The organism is Longimicrobium sp. (assembly GCF_035474595.1).
Lineage (GTDB): Bacteria > Gemmatimonadota > Gemmatimonadetes > Longimicrobiales > Longimicrobiaceae > Longimicrobium.
Genome location: NZ_DATIND010000065.1, coordinates 1 through 23060, shown reverse-complemented (window position 1 = coordinate 23060; position 23060 = coordinate 1). Strand labels below are relative to the sequence as shown.

The 23060-nt window shown below is 74.4% G+C and carries 1 protein-coding gene and 1 pseudogene; one reads left to right on the top strand and one right to left on the bottom strand.

Annotation, left to right across the window (positions count from 1 at the left end):
- The first annotated feature begins 206 nt into the window (after positions 1 to 206).
- On the top strand, positions 207 to 22454 hold the full coding sequence (locus VLK66_RS11470) for a non-ribosomal peptide synthase/polyketide synthase (protein ID WP_325309553.1): 22248 nt from the start codon (positions 207 to 209) through the stop codon (positions 22452 to 22454).
- A 428-nt stretch (positions 22455 to 22882) separates the two neighbouring features.
- Here VLK66_RS11470 and VLK66_RS28815 read toward each other — a convergent pair.
- Positions 22883 to 23060 (bottom strand): annotated as a pseudogene (locus tag VLK66_RS28815) (ISH6 family transposase); the annotation flags it as partial.

Sequence of the window (23060 nt, the reverse complement as noted above, 5' to 3'; positions counted from 1 at the left end):
CTCCGCGCACGGTGGAAGTTCGGGCTGGGTTTGCATCGGCACCGAATCGGGAGAGGGCCGCGCACCGTGAGAGTTTCGCCCGAGTTCGCATCACCCCGTCCTTCACGTGCCGTCACGAGCGGCCACGTTGGACGAGAGCCACACATACGGAGCGGCCGCGCGGAAGTCCCGCGCGCCGCGGACACGATCGCGACAGAAATCGCCGGATGAACCGCAAGGACCTCGAGGCCGTCTACCCGCTGTCTCCGCTGCAGCAGGGAATGCTCTTCCACACGCTCGACGCGCCGGAAGCCGGCGCGTACGCCGAGCGGCTGGTGCTCCGCACGCGCGGCGCGCTGGACGCCGACGCGTTCCGGCGTGCGTGGCAGCTCATGGTGGACCGCCACGCCGCGCTCCGCACCGCCTTCGTCTGGGAGAACGTCCCCCAGCCGCTGCAGGCCGTCCTCCGCAAGGCCGAGCTCCCCTTCGCCTTCCACGACTGGAGCGCGGAGCCCGACGCCGAGGCGCGGCTGGAGGAAATGCTGCGCGAGGAGGGCGAGCGGCCGTTCGCCCTCGGGCGCCCGCCGCTGCTGCGCGTGATGCTGGCGCGGCTGCCGGAGGGCGAGCACGTCCTCGCCGTCTCCATGCACCACGCGCTCACCGACGGCTGGTCGCTCTCCATCGTTCTGGGCGAGCTGTTCACCGCCTACGCCGCGTACCTCGACGGCGTGGAGCCCGAGCTCCCCGCCCGCCGCCCGTTCCGCGAGTACATCGCGTGGCTGGCCAGGCGCGATCCGGTCGCGGCCGAGGCGTTCTGGCGCCAGCGGCTGGCCGGCTTCCGCGCGCCCACCCCCGTCCCGCTGGACGCGGCGCCGGAGCGCGCGGGGATGTCGCCCGAGGCGTACGGGCGCGCGCAGCAGGTCGTCGCCCCCGCGCTGGGCGAGGCGCTGCGCGAGGCGGCGCGGCGGCGGCGGGTGACGCTGAACACGCTGCTGCACGCCGCCTGGGCCGCGCTCCTGGCGCGCCACACGGGCACCGGCGACGTCGTGTTCGCCACCACCGTCTCCGGCCGCCCGCCCGAGCTGCCGGGGGTGGAGGGGATGGTGGGGATGTTCCTGAACACCCTCCCCGTGCGCATCCCGGTCGATGGCGATGCGCCGGTGGACGCGTGGCTGGCGGCGGTGCAGGACCGCGCGGGCGAGGCCACGCGCCACGAGCACGTGCCGCTCACCGACATCCGCGCGTGGACGGAGCTTCCCGCGGGGGCGCCGCTCTTCGAGACGCTGTTCGTGCTGGAGAACCACCCCGCCGGCGACCCGCTTTCCGGCGAGGGCCCCGAGGACCCGCGCATCCCCTACTTCACCACCGAGGCGGTGGGGCAGCGCACCAACTTCGCGCTCGCCGTCACCGTCACCCCCGCGCCGCACGGGCTGGTGCTGACCGCGACGTCGGACGCGGCGCGGCTGGACGACGCGGCCGCGGCGCGCCTTCTCGCCGGCTTCGAATCCATCCTCCGCCAGATCGCGGCGGGCGATGCGCGCACCGTCGGGGACCTGGATCCCCTGACGGAAGCCGAGCGCGCCCTCGTCCTGCGCGACCTGAACGCGACGGAGACGGAGTATCCGCGCGACCTTTCCATCCACCGCCTCTTCGAGCACGTCGCCGCCGCGCGGCCGGATGCGGTCGCGCTGCGGACGGACGCGGGCACCGTCACCTACGGCGAGCTGAACGCGCGCGCCAACCGCCTCGCGCGGCGCCTGATCGCCCTGGGCGTCGCCCCCGAGTCGCGCGTCGGGGTGGCGATGGAGCGCTCGCCGGAGCTGATCGCGGCGCTGCTGGCCATCCTCAAGGCGGGCGGCGCGTACGTCCCCCTCGACCCCGGCTATCCGCGCGCGCGGCTGGAGATGATGCGCCGCGACGCCGGCGTTTCCGTCGTCATCGCGGCGGGGGATGGGGACCGGGGGGATTGGGGCGACGCGCGCGTCCTCTCGCTCGCCACCGCGCGCGCGGGGATCGAGGCCGAAGCGGCGGACGATCTCCCGGTCGACGGCGATCCGCTCTCCATCGCCTACGTCGTCTACACGTCGGGGTCCACGGGGACGCCGAAGGGCGCCGCGGTGCCGCATCGCGCGGTCGTGCGGCTGGTGCGGGGGCAGACGTACGCGCGCTTCGCGGCGGACGAGGTGTTCCTGCAGCTCGCCCCCGTCGCCTTCGACGCGTCCACGTGGGAGATCTGGGGCGCGCTGCTGAACGGCGGCGCGGTGGCCATCCACCCCGCCGGGCCGGCGGACCCGCGCGAGCTGGGCGCCTTCGTCCGCCGCCACGGCGTGACCTCGGCGTGGCTCACCGCCGGGCTCTTCCACCAGGTGGTGGACGCGGGCGCGGAGGGGTTCGCGGGCGTGCGCCACCTCCTGGCCGGCGGCGACGTCCTTTCCCCCGCGCACGTGCGGCGGGCGATGGAGCTGCTGCCGGAGACGCGCATCGTGGACGGCTACGGGCCCACCGAGGCGACCACCTTCACCTGCTGCCACGCGGTCTCGGCGGAAGATGCGGAGCGGGGTGCCATCCCCATCGGCGCGCCGATCGCCAACACGCGCGTGTACGTGGTGGACGCGCGGCTGCGCCCCGTCCCCCCCGGCGCCCCCGGCGAGCTGCTGATCGCGGGCGACGGCCTGGCGCGCGGCTACCTGGGCCGCCCCGCGCTCACCGCGGAGAAGTTCGTCCCCGATCCGTTCGGCACGGGCGGGCGGCTGTATCGCACCGGCGACCTGGTGAGATGGACGGAAGTGCGTGAGTGCGTGAGTGCGGAAGTGCGGAAGTGCGGAAGTGAAAACCCGGCACTCCCGCATCCGACGCGCGCGCTGGCCGATGCAGGCCACGCCGACCCCGTCCCTTCCCCAGTCGGTTCTGGGGGAGGGACAGGCGAGGAACGAGCCAGGGAGAGGACCAGCGATGGCGAGGAAGCGCACGGAGATTCGTCCCGCGACGAACCCACTCTCGCACTTTCGCACCCTCGCACTTTCGCACTTCAGTTCCTGGGTCGCATCGACCAGCAGGTGAAGATCCGCGGCTTCCGCGTGGAGCCGGGCGAGGTCGAGGCGGTGCTCGCGCATCACCCCGCCGTGGCCGGCGCCGCGGTGGACGTGCGCGCCGACGCGTCGGGCGAGAAGCGGCTCGTGGCGTGGATCGTTCCCGCCGCGCACCTGGAGAGCGCGGCGTACGGCGACCCGGGCGCGGCGGTGCACCAGTGGGAGGGGCTGTTCGACGACCTGTACGCGGGGAGCCGGGGGACGGAGGACGGGGGCGAGACCTTCGACATCGTGGGCTGGAACTGCTCGTACACCGGCCAGCCCATCACCGCGGCCGAGATGCACGAGTGGGCCGACGCCACCGTCGCCCGCATCCTGGCGCTCGGCCCGCGCCGCGTGCTGGAGATCGGCGTGGGAACGGGGCTCCTCCTCTTCCGCATCGCCCCCGACGCCGAGTCGTACACGGGGACCGACGTCTCCGCGCAGGTGCTGGAGACGCTGCGCGGCCGCATCGCCCGCAACGAGGAGGGGATGCACCTTCCCCCCGTGACCCTGCTGCACCGCGAGGCGGCCGACTTCTCGGGGCTGGAGCCGCGCGCCTTCGACACGGCGATCCTCAACTCCGTCTCGCAGTACTTCCCCGGCGCGGAGTACCTGGCGCGCGTCGTCCAGGGCGTCGCCGAGGCGCTGGGGGATGGGGGATCGTTCTTCATCGGCGACGTGCGCGCGCTCCCCACCCTCCCCGCCTTCCGCGCCGCGGTCGAGCTGGGTCGCGCGGATGCGGACGAGCCCGCGCACGACGTCCTCCGCCGCGCCCGCCACGCCGCGGACGAGGAAGAGGAGCTGGTGGTCGATCCCGATTTCTTCGCCGCCGTGGCCGCCACCATCGGCCGCGGCGCGCGCGCGGAGGCGCGGGTGAAGCGAGGGCGCCACCACAACGAGCTCACGCGCCACCGCTACGACGTCGTCCTCACCGTCGCCCGCGGCGACGCGCCCGCCGCCGCGCCGTCCATCGACTGGCGCGCGGACGGGCTCTCGCTCGACTCGCTGCGGGCGCGGCTGGCGGCCGACGCGGCTCCGCTCGCCGTGCTCGGCATCCCCGACGCGCGGGTGGAAGCCGAGCTGCGCGTGCTGGAGCTTCTCCAGTCGCCCCAATGCCCGGGGACGGCGGGCGAGGTGTGCGCCGCCGTCGCCTCCGCCCCCGTCAGCGCCGTCGACCCCGAGGCGCTGTGGGCGCTGGGCGACGAGCTGGGGATGGAGGTGGAGATCCGCCCCACCGGCCGCGAGGCGCCGGGGCACGTGGACGCGCTCTTCCGCCGCCCGGACGTCGACGCCGCCTTCCCCCCGCGCGCGCTCCCCGCTCTCGCGCTCGACGGGCTGGCGAACGATCCCGCGCGGGGGACGGAGCTGCGCACGCTGGCGCCGCGGGTGCGCGAGTGGCTGCAGGAGCGCCTTCCCGAGCACCTGGTCCCCTCCGCGGTGGTCGTACTGGACGCGCTCCCGCTCACCCCGAACGGAAAGGTGGACCGCCGCGCGCTGCCGGACCCGGACCCGTCCGCCCCCGCGCAGGACGAAAAGGACGAGACTCCGCTCACCCCGACCGAGGAGCTGCTGGCGGGGATCTGGCGCGAGGTGCTGGGGGCCGAGCGCGTCGGTCCGGGCGATGATTTCTTCGCGCTGGGCGGCCACTCGCTGCTGGCCATGCGCCTGGTCTCCCGCGCCCGCGCGCTCTTCGAGGCCGACGTGCCGGTGCGCGCGGTGTTCGAGGCGCCCACGCTGCGCGCGCTGGCGCTGCGCATCGATGCGCTCCGCGGCGGGGCGGAGACGGCGCCGCCGCTGGTCCCGCTGGAGGGCGACGGACCCGCGCCGCTGTCGTTCGGGCAGGAGCGCGTCTGGCTGACGGACCGGCTGGCGGCGGGGGAGATGGCGTACGCCGTCGTCTCCGTCCAGGAGTTCCCCGAGGACGCGGACGCCGCGGTGCTCTCCCGCGCGCTGGACGAGGTCGCGCGCCGGCATCCGCCGCTGCGCACCGTCTTCCGCACGGCCGAATCCGGCCCGGTGCAGGAGGCGCTTCCGCCGTCCTCCATCCCCCTCCCCGTGCAGGACCTGCGGGAGATGGGGGAGGCGGAGCGCGACGCCGCCGTCATGGCCGCGTACCGCGACGAGAGCGTGACGCCGTTCGACCTGGAGCGCGGCCCCATCGTCCGCGCGCGGCTCCTGCGCGTTCCGGGCGAGGCGCGGCTGGTGGTCTCCATCCACCACATCGTCTCCGACGGCTGGTCGATGGCGGTGCTGCACCGCGAGATGCGCGCGCTGTACGCCGCCTTTTCGCGCGGCCTCCCGTCCCCCCTCCCCGAGCTGCCGGTGCGCTACGCGGACTGGGCGGCGTGGCAGCGGCGGTGGATGGCCGAAGGGGGGATGGACGAGCAGACCGGGTTCTGGTCGCGCGCGCTGGCCGGCGCCCCGCCCGCGATCGACCTCCCCGCCGACCGGCCGCGCGTGGGCTCGCGCGGGTTCGAGGGCGCGGACCGCTGGTTCCGCATCCCCCCCGCCACGGCGCGGGCGGCGCGGGCGCTGGCCCAGCGCGAGGGCGCCACCCTCTTCATGGTTCTCCTGGCCAGCGTGGACGTGCTGCTGGCGCGCGTCTGCGGCACCGACGACGTGGTGGTGGGCACGCCGGTGGCCGGGCGCACGCGTCCCGAGACGGAGGGGCTGATCGGCTTCTTCGTGAACATGCTGCCGCTGCGCGCCGACCTTTCCGGCCAGCCCAGCTTCCGCGAGGTGGTGGCGCGCGTGCGCCGCGGCGCGCTGGACGCGTACGCGCACCAGGACGTGCCCTTCCAGATGCTGGTGGACGCGCTGGGCGTGGAGCGCACGCTGCGCCACTCGCCCATCTTCCAGGTCTCGTTCGCGCTGCAGACGCGCGGCATCGAGGACGCCCCGGCGCTGGAGGACGACGACGATCCGTCCGGCTTCCCCACCGACCCCGCGCCCTTCTCCACCGAGTTCGAGCTCGGGATCGACGTGCGCGAGACGGGCGAGGCGCTGCTGGTGCGCGCCTCGTACAGCACGGGGCGGTTCGACGACGAGACGGCGCTGCGCCTGGTGCAGCGCTGGGAGCGCCTGCTCGCCGCGCTGCTGGCCGACCCCGCCGCCCCCGTGCACGCGCACGACGTGCTGGACGACGCCGAGCGCCGCGCCCTCCTCGCCGCGCCGTCGGGGGAGATCGAGGGAGATGAGGATACGCTCGCCACGCGCTTCCTCCGCGTCGCGGCGGAGCGGGCCGACGCGCCGGCCGTCGTCTACGGCGGCGAGACGCTGAGCTACGCGGACGTCGCGGACCGCGCGGGACGCCTGGCCGCGTATCTCCGCGAGCGCGGGGTGCGGCCGGAGTCGCGGGTGGCGGTGGTGCTGGAGCGGGGGATGGAGCTGCCCGTCGCCCTGCTCGGCATCCTCGGCGCGGGCGGCGCGTTCGTGTGCATCGATCCCGCGTACCCGGCGGAGCGGATCGCGTGGATGCTGGAGGATTCGGGCGCCGTCGCGGTCGTCACGCACTCGCGCCATCTCCCCGCGCTCCCGGCGACGGTCCCCGTCATCGCGCTGGACGTGGAGCGGGACGCGATCGCGTCGGCATCTCCCGCGTTCTCGGGGGATGTGGATGCGGCGAACGCGGCGTACGTCGTCTACACCTCGGGATCGACGGGGCAGCCGAAGGGCGTGGTCGTCACCCACCGCGCGGTGCTGGGCTACGCGCGGGCGGCGGTGCGGCGCCACGGCTTCCGCGCGGACGACCGGATGCTGCAGCAGGCCTCGCCCAGCTTCGACGCGTCGGTGCTGGAGATGTTCGGCGCGTGGGAGGCCGGCGCCGCCGTCGTCGTGGCGCCGCCGGGGCCGCTGGCGCCCGCGGAGCTGGCGCGGCTGGTCGCGGCGGGCGGCGTGACGCTGATGGCTATCACCGCCGCCGTCTGGCACGAGTGGGTGCGCGAGCTGGAGGCCGGCGGCGCGCCCGTTCCCCCCGCGCTGCGGCTGGTGATGGTGGGCGGCGAGCGGATGCACCCCGCCGCGGCCGCCGCCTGGCTGCGGCACAGTGGCGCGACGCTGCAGAACCTGTACGGCGTCAGCGAGTGCACCGTCACCTCCACCGCCCACGACGTGCGCGCGGAGGACGGCGCCGCGCCGGAGGTCCCCGTCGGCGGGCCGATCGCGGGCACGCGGCTGTACGTGCTGGACGCGCGGCTGCGCCCCGCTCCCCCGGGCACGCCGGGCGAGCTGTGGATCGCGGGCGCCGGGCTGGCGCGCGGCTACCACGGCCGCCCCGCGCTGACCGCCGAGCGCTTCACGCCGGACCCGCTCGCCGCCGAGCCCGGCGCGCGGATGTACCGCACGGGCGACCGGGCGAGGTGGAAAGAAAGTGCGAAAGTGCGTGAGTGCGGAAGTGCGTCCTCCGCGCACGATGGACGCACTTCCGCACTTCCGCACTCTCGCACTTTCGCACTGGAGTATCTCGGTCGCACCGACCGCCAGCTGAAAGTCCGCGGCGTGCGCGTGGAGCCGGGGGAGATCGAGGAAGCCCTGCGCGCGCACCCCGCCGTGGCCGACGCCGCGGTGGACGTGCGCGGCACGCCGGCGCGCGTGGTGGCCTGGGTGGTGCCCGCCGGGGACGAGGCGCCCACCGCGGCGGCGCTGCGCGGCTGGCTGGCGGCGCGCCTCCCGGCGCACCTCCTTCCCGCGGCCATCGCCCAGGTGCCGCGGCTGCCGCTGAACGCCAGCGGCAAGGTGGACCGCGCCGCGCTCGCCGAGCCGGCCGGCGACGAGCGCACCGGCACCGCGCCGGCCACGCCGACGGAACTGGTGCTGGCGGAGATCTGGGGCGAGCTGCTGGGGCGCGGCGCCGTGCACGCCGACGACGACTTCTTCCTGGCCGGCGGCCACTCGCTGCTGGCCATGACGCTGGTCACGCACGTCCGCCAGCGGCTGGGCGTGCAGCTGCTGCTGGCCGAGGTCTTCGAGCACCCGCTCCTGGCCGACCTGGCCGCGCACGTCGACGCGCTCCCGCGCCTGGCCGACGAGGCCGCGCCCGAGCGCCTGCGCGAGGGCGACGCGCCGCTCTCGTTCGCGCAGGAGCGGCTCTGGTTCATCGACCGGATGGACCCCGGGACGCCCGTCTACAACCTTCCCCACCCCGTGCGCCTGCGCGGCGCGCTGGACCTGGACGCGCTGCTCGGCGCGCTGCGCGAGATGGTGCGCCGCCACGCCGTGCTCCGCACCCGCTTCGCAGTGGCCGACGGGCACGCGGTGCAGCGCGTGGAATCTCCCGACACCTTCCAGCCCGGGGTGGACGACCTGTCCGCGCTGGCGCCGGAAGAGCGCGAGGCAGAGCTCGCGCGGGTGAACGACGACTGGTGCTGGGCGCCGTTCGACCTGGAGCGCGGCCCGCTCTTCCGCGCGCGGGTGCTGCGGCTGGCGGCCGACGACCACGCGCTCCTGGTCGCCATGCACCACGCCGTGTCCGACGGGTGGAGCATGGGCGTGTTCCGCCACGAGCTGCTGGCGCTGTACGAGGCCTTCCGGCGCGGTGAGCCGTCCCCGCTGGCCGAGCTCCCGCTCACCTACGCCGAGTTCGCGGTGTGGCAGCGCTCGCGCATGGCGGGCGGCGAGCTGGAGCGGCAGCTGGCGTGGTGGCGCGACGCGCTCTCGGGCGCGCCGCCGGTGCTGGAGCTGCCCACCGACCGCCCCCGCGCCGCGCGCCCCAGCCAGCGCGGCGGCACCGTCACCTTCGCCGTTCCCGCGCGCGTGGCGGGGGCGCTGCGGGCGCTGGCGCACGGCGAGCGCGCCACGCTGTTCATGGTGCTGCTGGCCGCATGGGACGTGCTGATGTCGCGCTGGAGCGGACAGACGGATCTCGTCGTCGGCACCCCGGTCGCGGGCCGCACGCACCGCGACACGGAGGGGCTGATCGGCTTCTTCTCCAACATCCTCCCGCTCCGCGCCGACCTTTCCGGCGGCCCCGCCTTCCGCGCGCTGGTGGGCCAGGTGCGCGACTTCGCCATGGGCGCGTTCGCGCACCAGGAGGCGTCGTTCGAGAAGATCGTGGAGGAGCTGGTGCCCGACCGCGTGCTGAACCACGCGCCGCTGGTGCAGGTCCTCTTCCAGCTCCTCAACACGCCGGAGAAGAAGTCGGAGCTGGGCGATCTGGAGATCGACTACATCGAGGTGGAGACCCGCGCCGCACGGGTCGACATGACCACGGGGCTGGTGGAGATGGAGGACGGCTCCCTCCGCGGCGCCATCGAGTACGCCACCGACCTCTTCGATCCGGACACCGTCGAGCGCCTGGCCGCCCGCTTCGTCGCGCTCCTCCGCGCGGCGGCGGCCACGCCCGACGCCTCCGTCGCCGCGCTCCCGCTCCTCTCCGCCGAGGAGCGAGGCGAGGTGCTGGCGCTCGGCGCGGCGGCCGCGTCGTTCCCGGTGGCCGAGACGCTGCACGGCCGCTTCGCCGCGCGCGCCGCCGAGGCGCCGGACGCGCCCGCGCTGACTTTCGAGGGGGCGACGATCTCGTACGCGGAGCTGGACGCGCGCGCCAACCGCCTCGCCAACCACCTCCGCGCGACCGGCGTCGGCCCCGAGTCGCTCGTCGGCCTCTGCGTCGAGCGGTCGCTGGAGACGGTCATCGGCATCCTCGCCATCCTCAAGGCGGGCGGCGGCTATCTCCCCCTCGATCCCGCGTACCCGGCGGACCGGCTCGCGTACATGCTGGACGATTCGGGGGCGGAGATCGTCGTCACCACGGCCGAGCTCGCCGAGCGCATCCCCGCCGAGGGGCGGCGGCTGGTGCGGCTGGACGCGGACGCGGGCGTCATCGCCTCCGCATCTCCCGAATCCCCTGAAGTCGAGCTTTCGGCGGACGCGCTGGCGTACGTCATCTACACCTCCGGCTCCACCGGGCGGCCCAAGGGCGTGCAGGTGACGCACGGCAACGCGCTGCGCCTGTTCGACGCGACCGACGGCTGGTTCCGCTTCGGCGCGGGCGACGTGTGGACGCTCTTCCACTCGTACGCCTTCGACTTCTCGGTCTGGGAGATCTGGGGCGCGCTGCTGTACGGCGGCCGCGTCGTGGTCGTCCCCTTCTACGTCTCGCGCAGCCCGGAAGCGTTCCTGCGGCTGCTGGCGGACGAGCGGGTGACGGTGCTGAGCCAGACGCCGGGCGCCTTCCGCCAGCTCATCCGCGCGGACGAGGAGGCGGGGACGCCGGAGCTCGCGCTGCGCGAGGTCGTCTTCGGCGGCGAGGCGCTGGACCCGGCCACGCTGCGCGGCTGGGTGGAGCGGCGGGGGATCGATACGCCGCGGCTGGTGAACATGTACGGCATCACCGAGACGACCGTGCACGTCACCTTCCGCGTGGTCACGGAGGACGACGTGCGGACCGGCGGCGTGAGCCCCATCGGCGTGCAGATCCCCGACCTCTCCGTCCACGTCCTCGACCCGCGCGGCGAGCCCGTCCCCCTGGGCGTCCCCGGCGAGATGCACGTCGGCGGCGCCGGCGTGGCGCGCGGCTACCTGGGCCGCCCCTCGCTCACCGCCCAGCGCTTCATCCCCGACCCGTTCTCCGGCATTCCGGGCGCGCGTCTGTATCGCAGCGGCGACCGGGCTCGGTGGACAGAGGTGGGAGAGTACGAAAGTGCGAGAGTGCGAGAGTGGAACGGCACCGGCGCACCGGCACTCGAGCGTCCGACGCTCGCGCAGCCGGATGCAGGCCGCGCCGATTCCGTCCCTCCCCCAGGCAGTTTTGGGGGAGGGACAGGCGAGGAACGAGCCAGGGAGCGGGCCCGCGGGGGCGCGGAATCGCACCGGGATTCGTCCCGCGACGAGGCCACTTTCGCACTCACGCACTCACGCACTTCGGTTCGTCGCACTTTCGCACTTCAGTACCTGGGCCGCATCGACGACCAGGTAAAGATCCGCGGCTTCCGCATCGAGCTGGGCGAAATCGAGTCGGTGCTGCGCGCCCACCCCGCCGTCCGCGAGGCCGTGGTCCTCGCGCGGGGCGAGGGCGACGAGAAGCGCCTCGTCGCCTGGACGGTCGCGGAGGGGGATGCGCCCTCCGCCGCCGAGCTGCGCGAGCACGCGCTGGAGCGCCTGCCGGAGTACATGGTGCCCTCGGCGTTCGTGGCGCTGGACGCGCTCCCGCTCACCCGCAACGGCAAGGTCGACCGCCGCGCGCTCCCCGACCCCGCCACCGACGCGTCGGGCGACTACGTGCCGCCGCGCACGCAGACGGAAGAGGTGCTGGCCAGCGTCTGGGCCGAGCTGCTGGGCGTGGAGCGCGTGGGGGCGGACGATGGGTTCTTCGCGCTGGGCGGGCACTCGCTGCTGGCCACGCGCGTCGTGTCCCGCGTCCGCGAGGCGTTCGGGGTGGAACTGCCGCTCCGCGCCACCTTCGAGCAGCCCACGCTCTCCGCGCTGGCCGCCGAGATCGACCGCCTCCTGCGCGCCGACGGTGGCACCGACGCCCCGCCGATCGTCGCGACGGCGCGGGATGGAGATGCGCCGCTGTCGTTCGCGCAGGAGCGGATGTGGTTCGTGGACCGGCTGGAGCCCGGCTCGTCCATCTACCACATGCCGTTCACCTTCCGCGTCCGCGGCGCGCTGGACACCGACGCCTTCCGCCGCGCCCTGGACGAGCTGGTCGCCCGCCACGAGTCGCTGCGCACCAGCTTCCCCCTGGTCGACGGCACCCCGGTCCAGCGCGTCCACGCGCCCCGGCCGGCGGACTTCGTGGTGCACGACCTCAGCGGCCCGAGGGCGAATGAATTCGCGGCAACAACTGCACAAAGTCCCTTCGGGACTGCGGCCTTGCCCTCCCGCCACGAGTCCGCATCCCAGTGGGACAAAAAGGACAAGATCGGCGGCGATGAATCTTCCCCCGCCGGCGATGGTGCCTCGCGAGTCCGCGAAGGCGGACTTCGGGCCGTTGTAGCCGCGAATTCATTCGCCCTTGCTGAGGCGGTCGAGCCGGGTGCCCCTGGTGAGCCGGTTAAGCCCGGCTCCCTCGCGAGCGAGGCCGACGCCGACATCATCGCCCGCGACGCGGCCGAGCGCGCCTTCGACGTCGAGAACGGGCCGCTCTTCCGCGCGGTGCTGGTGCGGACGGCGGAGGACGAGCATCTCCTCGTCCTCAATCTCCATCACCTGATCAGCGACGGGTGGTCGTACGGCGTGCTGGCGCGCGAGCTGGCGGCGCTGTACGGCGCCTTCCGGCGCGGCGAGCCGTCGCCGCTGGCGCCGCTCCCCATCCAGTACGCGGACTTCGCGGCGTGGCAGCGCCAGTGGCTGCAGGGCGAGGTGCTGGACGCGCAGCTCGGCTACTGGCGCCGCAAGCTGGCCGGCGCCCCGCCGCGCCTGGAGCTGCCGACGGACCTCCCCCGCCCCGCCGTCCAGCGCCACCGCGGCAGGCTGGAGCAGCTGGAGATCCCCGCCGATGCGGCCGACGCGATCGCCGCGCTCACGCGGCACGAGGGCGCCACGCTGTTCATGACGCTGCTGGCCGCGTGGAGCGTGGTGCTCGCGCGGTGGGCGGGGCAGGACGACGTCGTGGTCGGCACCCCCATCGCCGGTCGCAACCGCGGCGAGACCGAGCCGCTGGTCGGCCTCTTCCTCAACTCGCTGGCGCTGCGGACGGACCTGGGGGGCGATCCCACCTTCCGCGAGCTCCTGCACCGCGTGCGCGAAACCACGCTGGAGGCGTACGCGCACCAGGACGTGCCCTTCGAGCGCATCCTGGAGGACCTGCACCCCGAGCGCAGCCTGGCGCACGCGCCGGTGTTCCAGGTGATGCTGAACCTGGCCAACTTCGGCGACGCCGAGCTGGCCCTCCCCGGCGTCGACGTCGAGCCCGCGATGGGCACGGCGGAGGTCGGCAGCAAGTTCGACCTCACGCTGTACGCGGCGGAGTGGAACGGCTCCCTCGTCTTCTCCCTGGTCTACGACGCGGAGCTGTTCGCCGCGGAGCGGATGCGGGAGATGCTGGCGCAGCTCGGCTCCGTCCTCCGCCAGGCCGCCGCCGCGCCGGAGCGCCCCGTCTCCGCCCTCTCCCTGCTGACGGACGAGGCGCGCGCGGCGCTCCCCGACCCCGCCGCGCCGCTCTCCGCCGAGTGGCGCGGAAGCGTCCCCGCGCTCTTCGCGGCGCACGCGCAGGCGACGCCGGACGCGCTCGCCGCCGCCGACCCGCGCGAGCGGTGGACGTATGCCGAGCTGGACAAGGCCACCAGCCGCATCGCCCGCGCGCTCGCCGAGTCCGGCGTCGCGCCGGGGGATGTGGTCGCCATCTGGGGCCACCGCTCCGCCGCGCTGGTCCGCGCGCTCGTCGCCACGCTGAAGACCGGCGCCGCCTTCCTGGTGCTGGACCCCGCGTACCCGCCGGCCCGTCTGGCCGCGTACTGCCGCGCCGCCGCGCCGAAGGCTTTTCTGCGCGTGGCCGCCGCCGGCCCCGTCCCCGACGCCGTGGCCGACGCGCTGGACGACACCGTGCGCCGCGCCATCACGCTGGGCGAAAAGGCCGAGCGCGACGGGCTCTTCGGCGTCCCCGCCGAGGCGCCACAGGTGGAGATCGGGCCCGATTCGCTCGCCTACCTCTCCTTCACGTCCGGAACGACGGGCGAGCCCAAGGCCGTGATGGGGCGCCACGGCTCGCTCACGCACTTCACCCCGTGGCTGGCGGAGACCTTCGGCCTGGGCGCCGCCGACCGCTTCTCCATGCTGAGCGGTCTGGCGCACGACCCGCTGCACCGCGACGTCTTCACCCCGCTGCAGCTCGGCGCCTCCGTCGTCGCCCCCGTCCCGGAATCCGTCGGCGAGCCGGGATATCTCGCCGCGTGGATGCGCGAGGCCGGGATCACCATCGCCCACCTGACGCCGGCGATGGGGCAGCTGCTGGGCTCCGCCGATGCCGCCGAGCCCATCTCCACCCTCCGCCGCGCCTTCTTCGTGGGCGACGTGCTCACGCGCACCGACGTCGCCCGTCTCCACGCGCTGGCGCCGGGGCTGGAGGTCATCAACTACTACGGGTCGACGGAGACGCAGCGCGCCGTCTCCTTCTTCCCCGTCCCCCGACCCGCCTCGCTCCTGCCCAAGGAGACGGTCCCCGCCGGGATCGGGCTCCCGGACGTGCAGCTCGTCGTCCGCAACCCGGCGGGCGCGCTGGCCGGCGTGGGCGAGGTGGGCGAGATCTGGATGCGCAGCCCGCACATCGCCCTGGGCTACCTGGGCGACGAGGAGATGACGGGGGACCGGTTCGCCGCCAACCCCTGGACCGGCGACGCGGCGGACCGCATGTACCGCACGGGCGATCTGGGCCGATACCGCGCCGACGGCGTGGTGGAGATCGCCGGGCGCGCCGACCGCCAGGTGAAGGTGCGCGGCTTCCGCATCGAGCCGGGAGAGATCGAGGCGGTGCTCCGCGCCCATCCCGCCGTCGCCGACGCCGCCGTCCTGGCCCGCGGCGAGGGAGACGCGCGCCGCCTGGTGGCGTGGATCGTCTCGCGGGACAAAACGGACAACGGGCTGGACACCTCCGTGCTCCGCGCCTACCTGGCCGCGTCGGTGCCGGAGTGGATGGTCCCCGCCGCCTTCGTCTTCATCCCCGCGCTCCCGCTGACGCCCAACGGCAAGCTGGACCGCGCCGCGCTCCCCGACCCGGAGCTCGCGGCCGAGACGTACGTCGCCCCGCGCACGGAGACGGAGCGCGCGCTGGCGGCCATCTGGGCCGAACTGCTGGACGCGGAGCAGGTGGGCGCCGAGGACAACTTCTTCCACCTGGGCGGCCACTCGCTGCTGGCCACGCGCCTGGCCGCGCGCGTCCGCGCCGCCTTCGAGGTGGACCTCCCGCTCCGCGCGCTCTTCGAGCACCCCACCGTCGCCGCGCTGGCCGCGGACATCGACGCGCGCAAGCCGAAGCGCGAGGAAGCGCACTCACGCACTCACGCACTTCCGCACTCCCGCACTTCGGGCGAAGCCGAGAAAATCTACCCGGTCACCTTCGCCCAGCAGCGCCTCTGGCTGCTGGACCAGCTGGAGCCCGGCAACCCGGCGTACAACCTGGCCGGCGGCGTGCGCCTCCGCGGCGCGCTCGACGTCCCCGCGCTGGAGCGCGCGGTGGGCGAGGTCGTCCGCCGCCACGAGACGCTGCGCACCCGCATCGACACGCACGGCGACGAGCCGGTGCAGGTCGTGTCGCCGCCGGCCGATCTCCATCTCCCCATCGTCGACCTTCCCGGCGCGGACGACGCGGCGCTGGCGGAGCTGCTGGGCGAAGAGGGCGCGCGGCCGATGGACCTGGCGCGCGGGCCGCTCTTCCGCGCGTGGCTGGTGCGCGCGGGGGCCGAGGACCACACGCTGATGTGGCAGGTGCACCACGCGGTCAGCGACGGCTGGTCCACCGGCGTGCTGGTCGGCGAGATGGCGGCGCTGTACGAGGCGTTCGCGGCCGGAAAGCCGTCGCCGCTCCCGCCGCTCCCCACGCAGTACGGCGAGCACGCCGCCCGCGAGCGCGAGCGCCTGTCCGGCGACGCGCTGGACCGCGAGGTCGGCTGGTGGAAGCGGACGCTCGGCGGCGCGCCCGCGCTGCTGGAGCTGCCGACCGACCGGCCGCGCCCGCCGGTGCAGAGCTACCGCGGCGGCTCCATCCAGTTCTCCCTTCCCGCCGGCATGGCGGCGCGCATCGACTCCGTCGCCCGCCGCGAGGCGGTGACGCCGTTCATGATCGTCCTCGCCGCCTTCGACGCCGTCCTCGCGCGCTGGTCCGGGCAGACCGACGTGGTCGTCGGCACCCCCATCGCCGGGCGCGCGACGGTGGAGGTGGAGCCGCTGGTCGGCTTCTTCGCCAACACGCTGGCGCTGCGCGCGGACCTGTCGGGCGACCCCGCCTTCCGCGAGCTGCTGGGCCGCACCCGCGAGGCTGCGTTCGGCGCCTTCGAGCACCCCGCGCTGCCGTTCGAGCGGCTGGTGGAGGAGCTGGCGCCGGAGCGCAGCCTGGGGCACGGGCCCGTCTTCCAGGTGATGCTCGCGTGGCAGAACCTTCCCGGCGGCGGCGGCAGCGGCTTCGGCGGGCTGGATGTGTCGATGGTGATGCGGGAGATGCAGGCCGCCAAGTTCGACCTCTCCCTCGCGCTCTTCCCGCACGGCGAGGGCGTGGAGGGGATGGCCGAGTTCGCCACCGACCTGTTCGACGTGGAGACGGTGGAGCGCCTCGTCCGCCAGCTCGGCACCCTGCTCGACGCCGCGCTGGCGAGGCCGGAGACGCGCCTCTCCGCGCTCCCGCTGCTGCGCCCCGAGGAGCGCGCCTCGCTCCTCCGCCTCTCCGCCGGCCCGGCCGTCGACCGCGCGCCGGGGCTGACGCTGCACGGGATGTTCGAGGCGCAGGCCACGCGCACCCCGGACGCGGTCGCGGTGACGTTCGAGGGAGATTCGCTGACCTACGCGGAGATGGATGGCCGCGCCAACCAGCTCGCGCACCTTCTCCGCGCCCGCGGCATCGGCGTGGAGACGCCCGTCGCGGTGGTGATGGAGCGCTCGCTGGAGATGGTGGTCGCCCTCTACGGCGTGCTGAAGGCGGGCGCCTTCTACATCCCCGTGGAGCCCGAGCACCCGGCCGAGCGCGTGGCGTGGATGCTGGAGGACAGCGCCGCCCGCCTCGTCCTCACGCAACGGCGGTGGACGGCGAATCTCCCCGCGTCCGCGGCGACGGTCGCGCTGGACGACGCGGGCGTGCTGGACGCCTTCCCCTCATCTCCCGTGGATGTCGATGCGGATCCCGGCGCGCTGGCGTACGTCATCTACACCTCCGGCTCGACCGGCAAGCCGAAAGGCGCGGGGAACGCGCACCGCGGCGTGGTGAACCGCGTGCTGTGGATGCAGGAGACGTTCGGGCTGGACGAGAGAGACGTGGTGCTGCAGAAGACGCCGTTCGGCTTCGACGTCTCGGTGTGGGAGTTCTTCTGGCCGCTGATGGCGGGCGCGCGCCTGGCCGTGGCCGCGCCGGGCGCCCACCGCGAGCCGCGCCTCCTCAGCGACGCCATCCGCCGCGAGGGGGTGACGACGCTGCACTTCGTCCCCTCCATGCTGCAGCTCTGGGTCGACGATGCATCGGCGGCGAGCTGCACGACGCTCCGCCGCGTGATGAGCAGCGGCGAGGCGCTTCCCGCCGACCTGCGCGACCGCTTCTTCGCGCGGCTCCCGGGCGTGGAGCTGCACAACCTGTATGGCCCCACCGAGGCCGCGGTCGACGTCACCTGGCACCCCTGCGCGCCGGGCGAGGGCGGCTCCGTCCCCATCGGCCGCCCCATCGCCAACACCCGCATCCACGTCCTCGACGCGGCGGGCAACCTGGCGCCTGTGGGCGTCCCCGGCGAGCTGTGCATCGCGGGGGTGCAGGTGGCGCGCGGCTATCGCGGCCGCCCGTCGCTCACCGCCGAGCGCTTCGTCCCCGACCCGTTCTCGCGCACTCCCGGCGCGCGCATGTATCGCACGGGAGACCGGGCGCGGTGGAGAAGTGCGGAAGTGCGGGAGTGCGGAAGTGCGCTGGATCCGCGCGAATCCCGACGCACTCACGCACTCACGCACTCACGCACTGCGGTTCTCGAGTACCTGGGCCGCCTGGACTTCCAGGTGAAGCTCCGCGGGCTGCGCATCGAGCCGGGCGAGATTGAGGCCGCGCTCACCACCGAGCCCGCCGTGCGCGAGGCCGTGGTGGCCGTGCGTCCGGGTCCTACGGGCGATCCGCGCCTCGTCGCCTGGGTGGTCGCGGCGGAAGGACGCAGGATCGACGCGGAGGCGCTGAGGGACGCGCTGGGGCGGCGGCTGCCGCAGCACATGGTTCCCGCCGCGTTCGTGGAGATGCCCGCGCTCCCGCTGACCGCGAGCGGGAAGGTCGATCGCAAGGCGCTCCCCGATCCCGACGCCGAGGCCGCGCGCTTCGTCGCCCCGCGCACGCAGGTCGAGGAGGTGCTGGCGGGGATCTGGAGCGAGGTCCTGCACCGCGACCGCATCGGCGCCGGCGACGACTTCTTCGCGCTCGGCGGGCACTCGCTGCTCGCCACGCTCGTCGTCTCCCGCGTCCGCGACCGGCTGCGCGTGGAGCTTCCGCTGCGCGCCATCTTCGAATCTCCCAGACTGGCCGCGATGGCGACGGCGGTGGAATCGCGGATGCGCGACGGCGACGCGCCCGACGTCCCGCCGGTGGAGCATGGGGAGGGGAACGACTTCCCGCTCTCGTTCGCGCAGGAGCGGATGTGGTTCCTGGACCGGCTGGAGCCCGGCGCCACCACCTACAACATGAGCGTGGCGATGCGGCTCCGCGGCGCGCTGGACGCCGATGCGCTGGCCCGCGCGCTCGCCGAGGTCGTCCGCCGCCACGAGCCGCTGCGCACCGTCTTCGCCGAGCGCGACGGGCACCCGGTGCAGCACGTGCTGGATGCGGATTTCCATCTCCCGTCCGAGGATCTGTCGGGCGAAGACGACATCGCGGCGGCGCTGGACCGGCGCGTGGCGGAGTTCACCGGGCAGCCGTTCGACCTGGCCCGCGAGACGCTCTTCCGCGCGCTCCTGCTGCGCCTGGGCGACGGCGACCACGCGCTGCTCACGCTCACGCACCACGCCGCCAGCGACGGCTGGTCGCAGGGGATCTTCTTCCGCGAGATGGCGGCGGTCTACAGGGCCTTCGCCCAGGGGCGGCCGTCGCCGCTGGCCGAGCTGCCGGTGCGCTACGCCGACCACGCGGTGTGGCAGCGGCGCTGGCTGGCGGGCGAGGTGCTGGAGCGGCAGGTGGCGTGGTGGCGCGAGCGGCTGACCGGTGCCCCGGCGCTCCTGCAGCTGCCGGCGGACCATCCCCGCCCCGCGCTGCAGAGCTACCGCGGCGCGCAGCACGTCTTCGCGCTCACGCCGGAAACGGCCGACGCGGTGCACGCGCTGGCGCGGGCCGAGGGCGCCACGCCCTTCATGGTGCTGCTGGCCGCGTACCAGGCCGTGCTCGCGCGCTGGTCCGGGCAGGACGACGTGGTGGTCGGCACCCCGGTCGCCGGGCGCACCCGCCGCGAGACCGAGGGGCTGATGGGGCTCTTCGTCAACACCCTCGCCCTGCGCGGCGATCTGGGCGGCGACCCGGCATTCCGCGAGCTGCTGGGCCGCGTGCGCGAGACCACGCTGGGCGCGTACGCCCACCAGGAGCTCCCCTTCGAGCGGCTGGTGGAGGAGCTGCACCCAGAGCGCAGCCTGGGGCACGCGCCCGTCTTCCAGGCGATGTTCGTCCTGCAGAACGCGCCCACGGGCCACGCCGAGCTGCACGGGCTGGAAGTCTCCAGCATCCCCCGCGAGGCGGGCGCCGCGCACGTGGACCTCACGCTGATGCTCGAGGCCGCCACCGGCGGCGGCCTGTACGGCACGCTCGACTACGCCACCGACCTATTCCGCGCGGAAACGGCCGAGCGCTTCGCCGCGCACTTCGCCACTCTGCTCGCGGCCGCGCTCCGCGATCCGTCCGCCCCCGTCTCCGCCCTGCCGCTGCTGGGTGACGGCGAGCGCGAGGAGATGCTTCGCCTCGCCGCCGGCCCCGCCACGCCGTTCGACGCCACGCGCACCGTCGCCCACCGCTTCGCCGAGCGCGCGCGGGAAACGCCGGAGGCCGTCGCGATCGACCTGCAGGGGCGCACGCTGACGTACGCCGTGCTGGACCGGCTCACCAGCCGCGCCGCGCGCCTCCTCCGCGCGCGCGGCATCGGCCCGGAAACATCGGTGGCGATGGTGATGGAGCGCTCGCTCGAAAGCGTCCTCGCCTTCGTGGCCACGCTGAAGGCCGGCGCCTTCCTCGTCCCCATCGACCCCGAATTCCCCGCCGAGCGCATCGCGTGGATGCTGGAGGATTCCGGCGCGCGGCTCATTCTCACGCAGGAGCGGTGGATGGATCGCCTTCCGTCCGGCATCGACGCCCTCGCGCTCGACACCCCCGGCGCGCTGGAAGATTTCGATTCCACGGCGATGGAGATGGAGATCGCCCCCGAATCGCTCGCGTACGTCATCTACACGTCGGGATCGACCGGAAAGCCCAAGGGGGTCGCCGTCCCCCACGCCGCGCTGTCGTGCTACGCGGACTCCGCGGGCGCGCAGTTCGCCGTCACCACCGCGGACCGCGTCCTCCACCGCACGCCCTCCGCGTTCGACCCCGCGGTAAGCGAGATCTGGCTCGCGCTCGCCGCGGGCGCCGCGCTCGTCGTCGCCCCCCCGGGCGCGCACGCCGACCCCGCCGCGCTCGCCCGCGAGATCGCCGAGCGCGGGGCGACGGTGATCGACGTCGTCCCCACCCTCCTCGCCGCGCTGCTCGACGAGCCGGCGATGGCGGGTTGCGGCGCGCTCCGCCTGGTCTTCTGCGGCGGCGAGGCGCTGCCGCCCGCGCTCGCCCGCCGCGCCGCCGAGATCCTCCCGCACGCGCGGCTGGTGAACGCGTACGGTCCGACGGAGACCACCATCACCGCGACGGCGCAATTCGTCGACACGGCGGCCGACGTCATCCCCATCGGCCCGCCCGCACCCAACGTGCGCGCGTACGTGCTCGACCCGCGCGGCGCCCCGTCCCCGCTCGGCGTCCCCGGCGAGCTGGCCGTCGGCGGCGCGCAGGTGGCCCGCGGCTACTGGCGCCGCCCCGCGCTCACCGCCGAGCGCTTCGTCCCCGACCCGTTCGCCCCGACGCCGGGCGCGCGGATGTACCGCACGGGCGACCGGGTGAGATGGTGCGAGAGTGCGAAAGTGCGAAAGTGCGAAAGTAACTCATCGCGAGGTGAGGCTTTCGTTTCCCCGACACTTGATCGCCCGACGCTCACGCCCCCGGATGCAGGCCGCGCCGACCCCGTCCCTCTCCCAGGCAGTTTTGGGAGAGGGACAGGCGAGGAACGAGCCAGGGAGAGGGCCCACGAGGCGTCGGAAGCGAGCCGGAGCGAGTCTCGCGATGAGTCCACTTTCGCACTCGAGTTCCTGGGCCGGATGGACTTCCAGCTCAAGCTCCGCGGCCAGCGCGTCGAGCCCGGCGAGGTCGAGTCCGCGCTGCTGTCCGAATCGTCCGTCCGCGAGGCGGTCGTGGCCACGCGCCCCGGCCCCGGCGGCGACCCGCGCCTCGTCGCCTGGGTCGTCGCCGCGGAGGGAGCGGAGATTTCGGGAGATGCGCTGCGCGACGCGCTGGCCCGCCGCCTCCCGCGCCACATGGTCCCCTCGGCGGTCGTGACGATGGACGCGCTCCCGCTCGCGCCCGGCGGCAAGGTGGACCGCGCCGCCCTCCCCGACCCCGCCGCCTCCGCCGACGGCGACGGGTTCGTGGAGCCGTTCTCGCCCACCGAGATCGAGATGGCGGACCTGTGGAGCGAGGTGCTGGGCGTGCCCAGGGTGGGCGCGGAGGACGACTTCTTCGCGCTGGGCGGGCACTCGTTGCTGGCGGTGCGGTTGATGGCGCGCATCCGCGAGCGCTTCGGGCGCGAGCTGCCGCTGGCCGAGCTCTTCCGCTCGCCCACCCTCGCCGCGCTCGCCGCGGCGGTCGACGCGGCCGGCGACGGCGGCCCGTCGCCCACCCTCGTGGCGCTGCACGCGCGGGGGACGCGTCCGCCGTTCTTCATGGTGCACCCGGCCGGCGGCACCGTCTTCCGCTACGCCGACCTGGCGCGCGCGCTGGGGCCGGACCAGCCGCTGTACGGCATCCAGGCCCGCGGCTTCAGCGACGACCTGCCGCCCATCGACGACATGGACGAGATGGTGGACCACTACGCCGCCGCCATCCGCGCCGCCTTCCCGTCGGGCCCGTACCTGGTCGGCGGATGGTCGGCGGGCGGCCCCATCGCCTTCGCGCTGGCCGCGCGGCTCCGGGAGATGGGGGAAGATGCGCCGCTGGTCGTGATCCTCGACGCCATGGCCCCCGGCTACATCGACGAGCCCGCGGTGTTCGACGAGGTGGTGCTGTACCACCGCATGGCGTGCGACCTGGTGGGCGTGGACCCGGCGGCGGCCGCGGGGCTGATGGACGAGCTGCGCCCGCTCCCGCCGGAAGAGCGCGAGGCGGCGGTGGCGCGGTGGCTGGCCCGCACCGATGCCTCCGTCCCCGCTTCGATGGCACGGCAGATCGGCCGTACGGTGCGCGTCTGGGCGGCCCTGGAGCGCGCGCTGGACGGCTGGCGCCCGCCCTTCTACGAGGGCGACGTGCTGGTGGTCGAGTCCGAGCAGGGCTCGCCCACCCTCCCGCGGCCGGCGGAGGGACTGGGCCCCGGCTGGGCGCCGTACGTCGGCGGCCGCCTGGAGGTCCGCACCGTCCCCGGCATCCACGCCACCTTCGTCCTGGACCCCGAGGTCCAGGCCGTAGCCCGCGAGATCCGCGAGGCGCTGGACGCCGTCGCCTCCCCCGCCCTCACGGCGGGGGATTGAGGCGAGGGGAATGGGACGTTTGGGGGAAAATGCGAGTGAACTCGCGGCTACAAGGCACGCAGTCCGCCTCGCGGACTTCAACGACGTGCGGGGCCAATGGTCGGCTCCGCACGCCTCCCCAACACACCCCAAAAGACGTCATCCTGAGGCCGGCCACACCGCAACCTGCGTCCACACAATCATTTGCAGGCCGAAGGATCCATAGCGGGCACAGCACGTCGGCAGGGAGACGCACAAATCAGGTGGATGACGGGAGTCGCGCACCGAAGCAGAGGCCGACAGGAATCCTCTCCTGCTCCTCTGCTCCTCAGCGTAAGCCCTGCCGTTTCGAATCCCGATCGAGCACGGCGGAAGAGCCATCGCCGCCAACCCGCGAATCACGGGCTGGACTGGCTATAGATCCTTGATAGCAATCTTTTTCGTTGACATCAGGAAAGAGGCACCAGTTGGAAGCTGGCTTTCCGTGCGTTGCTCCAGACGCGCTCGAAGTCGTCGGGGTTGAGGCGCTTCGAGTGACGCAGCCGCAGGAGATGGTCGACACCGGAGATCGACCATCTCCTGCCTACGTCGGTCCTGCGGTTGATCTCGCGCATCTCGCGCTCGATC

Bases quoted from the DNA above. Each gene is read 5' to 3' on its own strand.
- VLK66_RS11470 (WP_325309553.1), top strand. From the start codon at position 207: ATGAACCGCAAGGACCTCGAGGCCGTCTACCCGCTGTCTCCGCTGCAG.